Source organism: Pseudomonas sp. PDM04 (genome assembly GCF_014851765.1).
In the GTDB taxonomy this organism is placed as follows: domain Bacteria; phylum Pseudomonadota; class Gammaproteobacteria; order Pseudomonadales; family Pseudomonadaceae; genus Aquipseudomonas.
In genome coordinates this window covers 954,059-966,869 of the sequence record NZ_JACVAI010000001.1, presented here as the reverse complement: position 1 = coordinate 966,869, position 12,811 = coordinate 954,059, and the positions used below count along the sequence as shown (strand labels likewise).

The 12,811-nt window shown below is 59.1% G+C and carries 12 protein-coding genes; 9 read left to right on the top strand and 3 right to left on the bottom strand.

Features of this window, described 5'->3' with window-relative positions:
* The first annotated feature begins 9 nt into the window (after positions 1 to 9).
* The 4 genes from IB249_RS04430 (at position 10) to IB249_RS04415 (ending at position 3,143) form a co-directional block, all read left to right on the top strand.
* Positions 10 to 1,056: a phage late control D family protein gene (locus IB249_RS04430; RefSeq protein ID WP_192302285.1), complete on the top strand. Its 1,047-nt coding sequence runs from the start codon at positions 10 to 12 to the stop codon at positions 1,054 to 1,056.
* A gap of 55 nt (positions 1,057 to 1,111) precedes the next feature.
* Entirely contained in the window at positions 1,112 to 1,675 is a 564-nt protein-coding gene (locus IB249_RS04425; RefSeq protein ID WP_192302284.1) for a glycoside hydrolase family 19 protein, read from the top strand.
* The gene (locus tag IB249_RS04420) at positions 1,657 to 2,199 is read left to right on the top strand and encodes a lysis system i-spanin subunit Rz (RefSeq protein WP_192302283.1); all 543 of its coding nucleotides are present in this window, start codon (positions 1,657 to 1,659) and stop codon (positions 2,197 to 2,199) included. Before IB249_RS04425 ends, IB249_RS04420 begins: the two co-directional genes overlap by 19 nt.
* A 149-nt stretch (positions 2,200 to 2,348) precedes the next feature.
* Entirely contained in the window at positions 2,349 to 3,143 is a 795-nt protein-coding gene (locus IB249_RS04415; protein WP_192302282.1) for a DNA adenine methylase, read from the top strand.
* A gap of 227 nt (positions 3,144 to 3,370) precedes the next feature.
* On the opposite strand, the gene IB249_RS04410 is transcribed toward IB249_RS04415, so the two are convergent.
* Complete coding sequence (locus IB249_RS04410; RefSeq protein WP_192302281.1) at positions 3,371 to 4,069, bottom strand: SOS response-associated peptidase family protein; 699 nt, start codon at positions 4,067 to 4,069, stop codon at positions 3,371 to 3,373.
* Positions 4,070 to 4,098: 29 nt separating this feature from the next.
* On the bottom strand, positions 4,099 to 4,467 hold the full coding sequence (locus IB249_RS04405; RefSeq protein WP_192302280.1) for a hypothetical protein: 369 nt from the start codon (positions 4,465 to 4,467) through the stop codon (positions 4,099 to 4,101).
* 327 nt (positions 4,468 to 4,794) lie between these two features.
* Here IB249_RS04405 and IB249_RS04400 point away from each other — a divergent pair, with 327 nt between their 5' ends.
* Both IB249_RS04400 and IB249_RS04395 read left to right on the top strand, forming a co-directional pair.
* Positions 4,795 to 8,736: a response regulator gene (locus IB249_RS04400; protein ID WP_192302279.1), complete on the top strand. Its 3,942-nt coding sequence runs from the start codon at positions 4,795 to 4,797 to the stop codon at positions 8,734 to 8,736.
* Complete coding sequence (locus tag IB249_RS04395) at positions 8,729 to 9,844, top strand: HD-GYP domain-containing protein (RefSeq protein ID WP_192302278.1); 1,116 nt, start codon at positions 8,729 to 8,731, stop codon at positions 9,842 to 9,844. Before IB249_RS04400 ends, IB249_RS04395 begins: the two co-directional genes overlap by 8 nt.
* A 152-nt stretch (positions 9,845 to 9,996) precedes the next feature.
* Here the strand turns inward: IB249_RS04395 and IB249_RS04390 are convergent, their stop codons facing one another.
* Entirely contained in the window at positions 9,997 to 10,206 is a 210-nt protein-coding gene (locus tag IB249_RS04390) for a hypothetical protein (RefSeq protein WP_192302277.1), read from the bottom strand.
* Positions 10,207 to 10,612: 406 nt separating this feature from the next.
* Here IB249_RS04390 and IB249_RS04385 point away from each other — a divergent pair, with 406 nt between their 5' ends.
* From IB249_RS04385 to IB249_RS04375, 3 genes are all read left to right on the top strand, one after another.
* Positions 10,613 to 11,248: a hypothetical protein gene (locus IB249_RS04385; RefSeq protein ID WP_192302276.1), complete on the top strand. Its 636-nt coding sequence runs from the start codon at positions 10,613 to 10,615 to the stop codon at positions 11,246 to 11,248.
* 285 nt (positions 11,249 to 11,533) lie between these two features.
* Entirely contained in the window at positions 11,534 to 11,725 is a 192-nt protein-coding gene (locus tag IB249_RS04380) for a YegP family protein (protein WP_192302275.1), read from the top strand.
* Between the two features lie 126 nt (positions 11,726 to 11,851).
* Positions 11,852 to 12,778, top strand: a complete 927-nt coding sequence (locus IB249_RS04375; RefSeq protein WP_192302274.1) for a LysR family transcriptional regulator — start codon at positions 11,852 to 11,854, stop codon at positions 12,776 to 12,778.
* Positions 12,779 to 12,811 lie beyond the last annotated feature (33 nt).

Here is a 12,811-nt window from a genome sequence, read left to right as displayed (position 1 = left end):
GAAAACCGCATGAACCCGAAGTTTCGCGTTGTCGCTGACGGCGCTGATATTACCGCCTTGATTAATGATCGGCTGTTGCTGCTGCGCACCTCGGACAAGCCCGGGATGGAGTCGGACGAGTTCGAATTGCGCATTGATGACCGCGACGGCCTAGTGACCTTGCCGCGCCGCGGCGCCGGGATCGAGGTTTACCTGGGCTATGAAGGGCAAAGCCTGGCGCGCCTGGGGCGCTACCTGGTCGACGAGGTCGAGGTGTCCGGCCCGCCGAGTACGATCGTGATCCGTGGCAAGGCCAGCGACATGCGCGGCAGCGGCAAGACCATTCGCAGCGGCAGTTGGGAAGACGTGCCGCTGTCGAAGATCGTCGCCGATATCGCCGCGCGCAATGGCTGGCAGCCGGTGTGCCCGGTGTCGACCAAGGTCCCGCGGGCCGATCAGTTGAGCGAGTCAGATTTTAGCTTTATCACGCGCCTGGCGAAGCAGTACGACTGCACGGCCAAGGTCGCCGACGGCAAGTTGCTGGTCATGCCGCGCCAGGCCGGGCAAAGCGCAAGCGGTCAGCAGTTCGGCGCGATCACCCTGGTGCCCAGCGACGTCAGCCGCTGGCAGTTCCGTTTGGGTGATCGCAATGCCCACAAGACGGTCGGCGCCAAGCATCAGGACAAGAAGACCGGCGAGCTGGTGGTGGTGGCCCTGGACAATGACGACGTGCCGGACGGACTGCCGGCGGTGCATACCGATCGGCACATTCACCCGAACAAGAGCGCGGCTGAGTCGGCCGCCAAGGCGCGTTTGGCGGCGTTCAACCGCTCGACCGCCGGTGTGCGCTTTGAGATGCCGGGGCGCACCGACATTTTTGCCGAAAGGCCAATCAATGCCCAGGGCTTCAAGGTCGGGCTCGATGGCGAGTATCTGGCCGACTCGGTCGAGCAGGTTTACACCCAGGCCGGCTGGTCGACCACCGTCGAGTGTAACGGCGGCAAGAAGGGCAAGGCCAAGGCCAAAGGCAAGAAAAAGAAGGAGGTGAAGCCGGTCAAGGTTGTCAGTCTCGCATAGCGCTACAGCGCGTCCACCGACCGCCGCGAGCGGTTTTTTTACACCTGGAGTTTGTATGCCTCTCACCGAACAACAGTTGTTACGCATCATGCCCAACGCCCGCCGCCAAGCGGGCGTTTTTGTTTCCGCCCTCAATGCAGCGATGGCCCGCCGGCAGATTGATACGCCGAAACGCGGGGCGGCGTTCCTGGCCCAGGTCGGGCACGAGTCCGGCCAACTGCAATACGTCCGCGAACTGGGCGGCGAGCAATACCTGAGCAAATACGACACCGGAAACCTCGCCGTGAAGCTGGGCAATACCCCGGCGGCCGACGGTGATGGCCAGCGTTATCGCGGGCGTGGCCTGATTCAGATCACCGGCCACAACAACTACCTGCGCTGCAGCCTGGCGCTGTTTGGTGACGAGCGTTTGCTGCGTACACCAGAACTGCTGGAACAACCGCAATGGGCAGCCGAGTCGGCGGCGTGGTTCTGGTGGGTGCGTGAGCTTAATGCGCTGGCCGATCGTAATGAGTTCGAAGCGATCACCCGCAAGATCAATGGCGGCCTCAATGGTCTGGCCGATCGGCTGGCGCTGTGGGAGCGGGCGAGGGCAGTGTTATGCGTTTCTTCGACTTGATTCCCGCGCCGTACCGGCTGTTGGCTGTTGGCATGACGCTGGCAGCCCTGGCCATCGCATCTGCAGCGAGTGCGTGGACGGTTCAGGACTGGCGTTACGGCCAGCAGCTGGAACAGCAAGCCCGCTTGCATGCAGAGGTCCTCAATCAACTGGCTCTCGCTTCGGCCGCGCAACAGCGCACCGAACAAGACAAACGACTGGCGCTCGAGCAGCGCCTTTCAATCAGCGAACAATCCCACTATCGAGTGTTGAGTGATGTCCAACGTGATCAAGATCGTCTGCGCGATCGCCTTGCCACTGCTGATGTGCGCTTGTCAGTCCTACTCTCCGCCACCGATTCAGCCAGCGGCTGTGCAATGCCAGCCACCCCCAGCGCCCGCGGCGTGGTTCATGGCTCCGCAAGAGTCGAACTTGACCCAGCGCATGCTCAAAGAATTATCGGCATCACCGATGCCGGCGATCGAGGGCTGATCGCCCTGGCGGCTTGTCAGGCCTACGCCAGAGCCGTCTCAACACCGAAGTAAAAAAGAGCGACCGGTACGAATGCGCCAACATCCGTACCGGCCGCCGTCCCTGCAGATGTCCCTGCAAGTCCAGCCAAGGCTCTCTACTCCGTGCACGAAGCGCGGCGAGCCTAGCACCTGTTTATCCATACAGTAAAGGTCTTGCTTTCATGTCCACACCCATCATCCCCTGGATGGGCGGCAAACGCCGCCTGGCCGATCGCCTCATTCCGCTTTTTCCGCCACACGAATGCTATGTTGAAGTCTTTGCCGGCGGCGCCGCGCTTTACTTCATGCGACCTCAGGCTGCGCCCGTCGAAGTCCTCAACGACATCAATGGCGACTTGGTCACGCTGTACCGCGTCGTGCAGAACCACTTGGAAGAATTCGTGCGCCAGTTCAAATGGGCGCTCAGCTCTCGCCAGGTGTTCGAGTGGCAGAAAATGACCCGCCCTGAAACCCTCACCGACATCCAGCGCGCCGCCCGATTCTTCTACCTGCAGCACCATGCCTTCGGCGGCAAGGTCACTGGGCAGACGTTCGGTACCGCGACCACTGGCCCGGCCATCAACCTGCTGCGCATTGAAGAAAACCTCTCGGCTGCGTGGCAACGGTTATCTGGCACTTACGTCGAAAATTTACCCTGGCTTGAATGCGCCGAACGTTACGACCGTCCCCACACCTTCCATTACATGGATCCGCCTTACTGGCAGACCGCCGGCTACGGCGTGGATTTTCAGTTCGAAAACTATGAGCGGATGGCTGACTTCATGCGCCGATGCAAAGGCAAAGTGATGGTCAGCATCAACGACCATCCGGACATTCGTCGTGTGTTCGAGGGCTTTCATTTCGAAACCTTGGACATCCGTTACTGCAACACCAACCAGCGACAGGGAAAAGCTGATGTCAGTGGTGAGCTGGTGATCTTGAATTGGGCACCGGCGTCATTGGGTGGGCTTTTTTAATCGGCGAGCGGCTGGAAATGTTCGGAATAGAGCGGCTTGGTGGCTTTCCGCCAGCCTTGCTGGAGTCGCACATAAAGCGCAATTTGGTTGATTATAATCAGTGACAACACGACATGGATAAGCAGCTTCTAGGCTATTCGATAGTCATGACAATCGGCTGGGTTTCTGCGGTGCTGCTTGTCATGTATTGGATGTCTTAACAAGGGCATCCCCAGCAATGGGGTGTCTTAGCCGCCTACGCCAATTTCCCCAACCGGTTCGATCAAATGTCTACCCTGATTACGGACATTGCCGACCGCTTTGTCCACTTTGAACCATTCGAAAGCCTCCGTGGGTTCGCCCTGCAGCAGGACCATCTGTTCGGCACGCTCCTTGGGTGTAGCGGGGTCCAGCCACTCTCTGGCAAGCTCTGGTGACAAAGTGACCGGTCGCCGGTCATGAATGTCCACCATGCCGCCGACACTGTCGGCGGTGATGATCACGAAGCCATCGTGCTCACCAGGCTCATGCTCGGCGTTCGGGTATTGGCCTATGGCAGCACAGAGGATTGGCGCTCGGTCGCTCCGGCGAATTAGGTAGGGCTGTTTCTTAGGGCCGCCTTCGTCGACCCATTCAAACCAGTTGTTGATCGCGATGATTGCTCGGTGCGGCCAGATCGCGCGAAAGAATGGGCCGTGGGCGACTTTCTCGACCCGAGCGTTGATCGGTGCGGCGCGGTCCTTGGCCCAGTGCGGACGCCATCCCCAACGAACCATATCAGCGTGTAGGTAATTGCCTTCCTGGTGGAAAAGGGCGAGCTGAGTTGTGGGTGCGGCGTTGTACCGCTCGAACGGCTGCTCACCGGCATTGTTGATCAATGGGTTGGGCATGCTGAGCGCTGCAACGAAGTCGTGAATGCCATCGTATTGGGAAAGTCGTCCACACATGGATCATCCCCTCCAATTGAGACTTCAGCTTAGCTGCGAGGTAATTTTAAGCGCGGATTCTCCCCCGTCAGGCGATGAATTTCGCTGTAAAGCTCGCTGATCAGCTTATTCATAGCCATCATTTCCCAGTTGTTTTTCGTCTCGATTTCGGTGGCATTTCTACGAGCATTGGATAGGTCAGCCCTGGCGTGGTTCAGTTCTGCGCGCAGCTGGTCACGTTCGTTGGACACGTCAGCATGCATTTGCACCAAGTCGAAGATGTCTTCTCTGGCCTTTCGCATTTGCAGCATGAGTTCCTGTACCTCGTTCTCGTACATGCGCAAGAAGTGGCGGCAGGTTTCAAGCTCGGTCGGACAACCAAACCAATCGCTGGTGTCTTCGATTTCATACAGGTCCACGGTGACGCCTTATCAGTACTGTTTGTATATACAGTAATAGGCGCAGTGTGATTGGGCGAGGATAGGGCGACGAGCTGCATGATTTGAGCTGATGTGAGCGGCGGCAATCGACCCATAGCGGACATTGGCGAAACTTAGGTGTACGAGTACTGAGTAAGCGTCCGGAAACTCACTTTCCGAACGGTGAGTAGCAGTGGAAAGTCGCTAGCTGGCCCAGTTTTTGTTGCTGGCGCTTGCTGTAGCGTATGCCTACACTCCAAAAGCCTATCATACCAGTGCAGGGCGGCGGACAAGCTCGTGCAAGGACGTTCACAAGGATATGTCGAGTTGGATCGTGAACAATTACCTACCAGCAGGTGCATTTTGAAAACAAATCCGCGCTGGGGAGCGTTGCTTGCGCTGGGAGGCTTGTTGGTGCTGGGCATGCCATGCGTGGAAGCACGTACGCTGTCCCAGATTCGGGAAAGCGGCGTCCTACGCATATGCGTGGCTGGCTCAAGCGCTTCCTTCTACCGGACTAATGCGGAGGCGTTCGCGCAATCACTCGGTTTACGTCCACAAGTAACGGAACTGCCGAGTTTCGATGCGCAGTTTCACAACGATCGGGGCGAGACCGTACGCGGGGAAAGCTACGACCCAAAGCTACTCGCCGACGGCCGCTGTGATCTTTATCCAAATGACTTGCAGATCGTCCCTTGGCGCGAAACGAAGATGTTGCTCGTGCCCTATTACCGGGTACGCAACCTGGTCATCGCCCATCGCTCCAACCAGTCCCTTGGCAACGAGGTGTCTGATCTGCTCGGTCTGACGGCGGCAGTGCAGAAGGGTACGGGCTACGAGCAGTGGATCGATGAAGCCAACCGCGGTCCTCTCTCCAGTCAGCCGGTCAGAATCGTCTATGCGCCAACCGAGCAGGCGGTGAAACTGGTCGCCGATGCGAAGGTGGATTTCACGGTGTTGGGTAGTGAAAGCGCGCTGCGCTGGGCTCGTGAAGATCCCGAACGTCTCTCCATTGCGTTTCCGGTCAGCGAAGCGACCAGCGTTGGGTGGGGTGTTGCGCGCAACGCGCCGGATCTCGCACGAGCGCTGGAGCAGTTCTTCCAGTCCAGCAATCGCATTGATTCGCCGCTCGATGCGAGCTGGCGGCGGTACTATCGCGTATCGCTCATGGAATACCGGCTGTTCGAGGAGTCCCTCAACGAGGACGGCCTCGATATTAAAACCGTAATGAGCTGGGCGATCCCGAGCTTGGTCGCGGTCCTGCTGTTGCTCGGCGCCATGCTGGCCTGGAACCGACGCCTCAACCGGGAAGTAGACGAGCGCAAGCGCGTTGCCGCAGAGCTAGCCGAGCGCGAGGCTTTCACCCGCGCGCTCATGGATACCAGCCCCGCCAGCCTGGTGCTGGCAGATCGGAACGGAGCTGTCAGGGAAGTAAGCCAACGCTTTTCACAGGCGACCGGTTATGTCAGCGAGGACCTGCTCGGGCGCAACGCCACGAGCCTGTATGTCGACCCTGAGGAGCGCGAACGCTTCCTCGAACTGCTGACACGAAACGGCAAGGTCGAACACTTCGAGACCCGCCTGCTGCACAAAAATGGATCAATTCTCTGGGTTCTGGTCGGTGCATCATTCGTGACAATCCACGGTGAGACCCTGGTCGCCAGTTGGGTGCGCGATGTCACGGATCATCATGCGGCAGCAGTGGCGCTTAGCGAAGAACGCGCGCGGCTGCAGGCAATCCTCGATACGAGTCCAATCAACATAGCCTTTTCTACCCAGGGCGTGATCCGCTTCGCCAACCCCCGCTTCTGTGAAACGTTCGGCGTAGGCGTCGGTGACGCTGCTTCGCAGATTTACGCGAATGGGCATGATCGCGAAGCCATCGTCGAACGCTTCACGGACGACGGCATCGCAAAGGACCAGGAAGTACCGATGCGTGACCGGCAGGGGCGCGAACGCACCATGCTTGTCACCTACCTGCCAATCCAGATCCAGGGGGAGCAAGGGCTGCTCGGCTGGCTGCAGGACATCACCGAGCGCAAGGCAGCAGAGCACGCGCAGCAGCGGGCGAAGGAGATTGCTGAAGAGGCGACGCGGGCAAAAAGCGACTTCCTTGCAAACATGAGTCACGAAATCCGCACGCCCATGAATGCTATCATCGGCATGTCTTACCTTGCGCTGAAGACTTCGCTGGACCAGCGGCAGCGCGATTATGTCTCGAAGATCCACAACGCGGGCACTTCGCTGCTTGGCATCATCAACGACATCCTCGACTTCTCCAAGATCGAGGCCGGCAAGCTTAGCGTCGAGGCAGTGCCATTTGAGATAGACGCAGTGCTCGACAACGTGTCCTCGCTGATTGCGCAAAAGGCCTACGACAGGGGCATTGAGCTGCTGTTCGACCGGGCGTCGGACGTTCCCGAGACGCTGCTTGGAGATCCGCTGCGTCTGGGCCAGGTCATCCTGAACCTGGTAGGCAACGCAGTGAAATTCACCGAACAGGGGCAGGTGACGGTCGTGGTTCGCAACCTGGGCCGCACCGGCGACAAAGTTCAACTGCAGGTTCGTGTCCGCGATACCGGTATCGGCATGACTCCCGAGCAAACCGGGCGACTCTTTGAGGCCTTTGCCCAAGCCGATAGCTCCACAACGCGACAATTCGGCGGTACCGGCCTGGGCCTTGCCATCTCGAAGCGCATCGTCGAGCTGATGGGCGGAACGATCGCGGTTGACTCAGAACCGGGCAACGGCAGCACGTTCTCTTTCAGCGTCTGGCTTGGTCTTGACCAGCACATGCGTACGCAGCGCCAGATTGTCCCTGCGGAGCTCGCCGGAGCGCGCGTCCTGGTCGTCGATGACAATGCCGACGCGCGCCAGATCCTTTCCGACATGCTTCGCGTAGCGGGGCTTTCGCCGGTCGCGGTGGCGTCAGGCGAGGCTGCTCTGGAGAGCCTTCGCGGTGCTTCGGCCGACGACCCGTTCCTGGCGCTATTGGTGGATTGGCAAATGCCAGAGATGGATGGCATCGAGACGACGCGCCGGGCGCTTGGCCTGCAGCCTGCACTGTACGCCGTCATGGTCAGTGCATTTGGGCATGACGAAATGCACGCCGCTGCGCAAGCGGCCGGCATTCGCGCGTTCCTGGTCAAGCCGGTCAACCAGTCCTCGCTGGTAGAGGTACTGGTCAACTTATTCGCGCCGCAAACGGGAGTGGTGGCGCTAACCGTACCCATTGCTCAGGCGAAGGTGCTCGCCGGAGTGCGCCTGCTCGTCGCGGAGGACAACGAAATCAACCAACAGATTGCCAGGGAGCTTCTCGAGGCTGCCGGTGCCCTGGTGGAAGTTGCCGGCAACGGCTGCGAGGCGCTGTCGATGTTGGCTGCAGCGCAATACGACGCGGTGCTGATGGACGTACAGATGCCGCAGATGGATGGTCTCGAGACGACCCGGCGTATTCGCATCGGGCCTCACTGCGCACAGATCCCGGTGATTGCTATGACCGCACATGCCAGGGTCGAGGACCGGGAGCGCTGCATCGAGGCGGGCATGGTCGACCATGTGACCAAGCCCGTGGATCCGCAAGCACTCATCGCCACGGTTCTGCGCTGGGTTGTACCTCGGTCGGCGGCAGTGGAGCCGTCCAGCGCCGCATCGGGCGAGGAGCGCCTACCGGACATTCCAGGGCTAGATAGCGCCGACGGACTGAGGCGAGTGGCGGGCAATCGCCAGCTATACATCAAGCTGTTGGGTCAATTTGCCGACCGCAGGGCTATGGAAGGGCAAGCGCTGGGGAACGCGCTACGCGCGGGTGATCGGGCGACGGCCGAGCGAATGGCCCACACCGTGAAAGGCGTTGCAGGCAACCTCGGCTTCAGCGGCCTGCAAGCCATGGCCGGTAAGCTGGAAACCGCGATCAGGGCACACGCTGAGTCGGACGCATTGGTGAATGAATTGATCGAGGCGCTCTCGCTGGCCGTGCATGCAATCCGCCAAGCGCTGGGTAGCGGCCAGGCAGCACCGGCGGTGGTATCGAGCGTCGACTGGGCACAGCATGCCATAGCGCTCATCCACCTGCTGGAGGCCAATGACGGAGCAGCGCCGGATTATATGGAACAGTATGCGGATTCGTTGCGCGGAGCACTCGGCCAGGACAGTTTCGAGCAGTTGATGAATGAGGTGAACAACTTTGACTTCGAGGCCGCACGGCTAACACTCAAACGTGCATCGACGGCCCGCGATACCCCGTGCTGGAGGGAGCATCATGAGTGAAACGCTAAACTACTCACTTAGCCCGATCATCCTCATTGTCGATGATACGCCGGAGAACATTACGCTGATCAATGGCCTGCTGAAGGACATCTACCGCACGCGCGTGGCCATCAGCGGTGAGCGCGCGCTGAAGGCAGCGGTGCAGGAGCCTCGCCCGGATCTGATTCTGCTCGACATCATGATGCCTGATCTGTCGGGGTATGAGGTGGCAGAGCAGCTCAAGCGCGATCCGCGCACCGCTCATATCCCGATCATCTTCATCACCGCCATGGCGACAATGGAAGACGAGATCCTGGGTTTGCAGATGGGCGCCGTGGACTACATCACCAAGCCGATCAACCCACCCATCGTGCTGGCACGGGTGGAAACCCAATTGAAGATCAAGGCGGCCGCCGACTTTTTGCGTGATCAGAAGGCTTACCTTGAGCAGGAAGTCCAGCGCCGCACCGCCGAGGTCATCGCCATCCAGGATGTGACCATTCAGGCCATGACCTCGCTGGCCGAAACCCGCGACAATGAGACGGGTAACCACATTCGACGAACTCAGCACTACGTCAGACTACTGGCCGAGATGCTTCGCGAACATCCGAGGTTCCAGCATTTTCTCAATGACGAGAGCATCCGCCTGCTGTTCAAGTCGGCTCCGCTGCATGACATCGGCAAGATCGGCATACCCGACCACATACTGCTCAAGCCGGGGCGCCTCACGCCGGAAGAGTTCGAGACGATGAAGACCCATACGGTACTGGGACGCGATGCCATCCGGCATGCCGAAGAGCAGTTGGGCACCTCGGTGGGATTTCTGCGCCTTGCCAAGGAGATCGCCTACAGCCACCACGAGAAGTGGGATGGTACCGGTTATCCCGACGGGCTGAGTGCCGATGACATCCCCATCAGTGCCAGGCTCATGGCGGTGGCGGATGTCTATGACGCGCTGATTAGCCGACGCGTATACAAGAAGGGCATGACACACGATCAGGCGCTGGAGATAATCCGCCAGGGATGTGCTACGCATTTCGATCCAGAAATCTGCGAGGTTTTCCTGGCCAACCATGAGCAATTCCAGGCTATAGCGGTGCGTTTTGCTGATAGCTGTCAGGATGGTTAATCAACGCGTCGCCGTGAAATCAATGCCCAGGGCTTTTGGTCATTTTTTTTGAGGTTTTGAAATGCCCCGTAGAGGCAATGCGCACTCCATCGATCATTTGGCATCACATCTGCTTGAACGTCCGTCATGGGCCGATTGCTGCCTGTCAGTTTTTAATCGGGCGACATCAGCACCGCAAGCGTTAGCTTGATGAATTCTTCATTCTTATCGATGGTGTCCAGTGCGCCTCGCACGTTGTCCGCGACTTCGGCGGCGCCTCGCTGCTCGACCCAGTTGGATAGTTCAAGGATGGCGGCCTCAAGGGCCAATTGGTTTTCGTTGATTTTGAAGAGCAAGGAAGGGAGCAGGTCTGAGTTTGGCATCGGGAATCCTCCGTGGAGAGTTCAGCGTAGCAGTGAAACCTCCAATCTTTGCGATGTGAACATATTCCAACGGCACGGGCTGAGTAGGTGTCATTTAGAGCGAGACGAGGAAGCCGTTAGGGCAAAATTAGGGCAAAACGGAGACCGCTGTAGGCCTGTATACGCTCGGCACCCTTGCTTCAAATGCCCTATTTTATTGGCCTATAGCGGTTTGTGGGTAGATTGATTCGGGTTCGAATCCCTATCTCTCCGCCATTACATTGAAAAAGCCCCGTAGCTGAAAGGTTACGGGGCTTTTTTGTTTCTGTGGTTTTGGCCTAAGTTTTTTTCGAACGTTGAGCTAGCGCCGAGTGTCATTTGCGGTGTTCCAGTGGCCGGGGAGGCTTCGCGGTCAGCCGAATGAAGCGTGATAGCATTCCCGGCTGTTTTGGAGGGATCCATGAAAAAGACAATTTTTGGTTTTTTGCTGTTCATCTTTGCCGCGGTCGCCGTTGCGGATGGAGGGTTTCGGCAGCACGGTGCGGACTACGTGAATCACGCCTCCTCACTGGTTTCCAGGCATTTGCTGGCCTTTGAAAACGAGCCTCGCCTGGACCTTTCCAGCTACCTGGTGCGCGGCGAGGGGGCGGAAAAGGCGTTGGCTGCGGACCTGCTGGAGATGCAGGCGGCGGATGGGGCAGGTGCCGAAGAGCAAAAAAACGCAGCGATAGCGTTTTCGTCTCGCGCCTTATCCGTCATACGCACCTACACCAAAATGCGCATGGCCAATGTGAGCGCCGGCTTGACCGACCGCCGCGTGCTCGAAGCCGAGCGCGTCTGGCCCCTGCAGACCAAGCCCGAGCTGAAAGAAGCAGCGTTTCAGCGTCTGCAAGTTGCCCGGCAGGAACATCAGCAAGCCTTGCTTGAGTTGAATCATCAGAGGCTGGCCCTGGGCATGCAGTGCGAACTGCTCCTCGGGGCCAACGAAACGGTCAAAACCGTGTTCGGCAACGACAAGGGGCTGGACGCGCAAACCCGGGAATTCGTGAAGCAGTTCGATTAAAGCCTCTTGGCCGTTGCAAACAGCGCTCCCTTGCGCGTGACGACTGCGGTTTGTTTGTCGGAGCAGTCGGCGATTACGCGTCAGAAGCGTCAGCCCGTACCAACGAAAAGTACCTCCTTCAGGTCATCCGCTTTACCCATCCCGCAAACCATGGGTCAGCCTTCGACGCGGCACCGATGCGCCGTAATATCCCCTGACACTGAAAGGCTGTCCCGGCAGACATCCTCATCTACTCTGGTTTCGCAGATCCCTGATCTGCGTATCAACCATCGCAAGGAGCGAACAATGTATTTCGAGATTTACCGGCAGACCCGAGGCATCCCCCAGACTGGCAGGGGCCAATGGCGGTGGCGCTTGAGGGCGGCGAACCATGAGACGATTGCCAGCGGGGAGTCGTACGTCAACAAGGCCGATTGCGTACACGCCATCAACCTGATCAAGGGCACCCACGATCAGACCCCGATGAAGGAAATCTAGACACGTCTCGACGAAGCTGCTCGATCGAAGCAGCTTCGTTTCAGGCAGCAAAACGTCTTCAGTCGCATAGACGCCGCTTGCACCCGCTACCTAAACTGTCGACAGACAGGAGATCGGGGGCAGTGGATGAATCGCAATGAACTACGCAAGGCCGACATCAACCTCATGGTGGTGTTCGAAACCTTGATGCATGAACGCAACGTGACCCGGGTGGCGGAGAAGTTGTTCCTGGGGCAGCCGACCATCAGTTCGGCGCTCAATCGCCTGCGCACGATGTTCAACGACCCGTTGTTCATTCGGGTCGGGCATCGCATGGAGCCCACGGCCCGGGCCGAAGAGTTGATCCAGTACCTGTCGCCCGCCCTGGACTCGCTGTCGGTGGCCTTGAGCCTGACCCACGACTTCGACCCCGCCAGCAGCACCATGACCTTTCGCATCGGCCTGTCGGACGATGTCGAGTTCGGCCTGTTGCCGCCCCTGTTGCGCGCCCTGCGCCAGGAGGCGCCAAAGGTGGTATTCGTGGTGCAGCATGTCGACTACTGGCGGATTCCCGACTTGCTGGCGTCCGGTGACATTACCGTCGGCATCAGTCAGACCCGCGGCCTGCCGGCCAATGCCAAGCGCAAGCTGTTGCGGCATATCCTGCCCAGCATCCTGCGCGCCGATGCCTCGGACACGCCGTTGACCCTCGATGAATATTGCTCACGTCCTCATGTGCTGGTGTCCCACACGGCCAACGTCAGCGGCTACGCTGACGAGTGGCTGGCAGAGATCGGTCGCACGCGCCAGGTGGTGCTTTCCGTGCCGCAGTACAGTTCGTTGCCCGCCCTGCTCGCGGGGACTGACCTGATCGCCAGCCTGCCGGATTACACGGCCACGGCGATGGCCGCCTCGGGTCAGTTGTTCGTCGAGCCTTTTCCGTTCAAGACACCAACCCTGGACCTGTCGATGGTTTGGTTGAGCCATGTCGATACCGATCCTGCCGAGCGTTGGTTGCGTTCGCGTCTGGAAGCATTCATGAGTGAGCGTTTCCAATCACCGATGCCGCAGTAGAGCAGGGCAACTCTGTGATATATGTACGACCTT

Bases quoted from the DNA above. Each gene is read 5' to 3' on its own strand.
- IB249_RS04430 (WP_192302285.1), top strand. From the start codon at position 10: ATGAACCCGAAGTTTCGCGTTGTCGCTGACGGCGCTGATATTACCGCC.
- IB249_RS04415 (WP_192302282.1), top strand. From the start codon at position 2,349: ATGTCCACACCCATCATCCCCTGGATGGGCGGCAAACGCCGCCTGGCC.
- IB249_RS04425 (WP_192302284.1), top strand. From the start codon at position 1,112: ATGCCTCTCACCGAACAACAGTTGTTACGCATCATGCCCAACGCCCGC.
- IB249_RS04420 (WP_192302283.1), top strand. From the start codon at position 1,657: ATGCGTTTCTTCGACTTGATTCCCGCGCCGTACCGGCTGTTGGCTGTT.
- IB249_RS04410 (WP_192302281.1), bottom strand. From the start codon at position 4,069: ATGTGTGGACGACTTTCCCAATACGATGGCATTCACGACTTCGTTGCA.
- IB249_RS04380 (WP_192302275.1), top strand. From the start codon at position 11,534: ATGTATTTCGAGATTTACCGGCAGACCCGAGGCATCCCCCAGACTGGC.
- IB249_RS04390 (WP_192302277.1), bottom strand. From the start codon at position 10,206: ATGCCAAACTCAGACCTGCTCCCTTCCTTGCTCTTCAAAATCAACGAA.
- IB249_RS04395 (WP_192302278.1), top strand. From the start codon at position 8,729: ATGAGTGAAACGCTAAACTACTCACTTAGCCCGATCATCCTCATTGTC.
- IB249_RS04375 (WP_192302274.1), top strand. From the start codon at position 11,852: ATGAATCGCAATGAACTACGCAAGGCCGACATCAACCTCATGGTGGTG.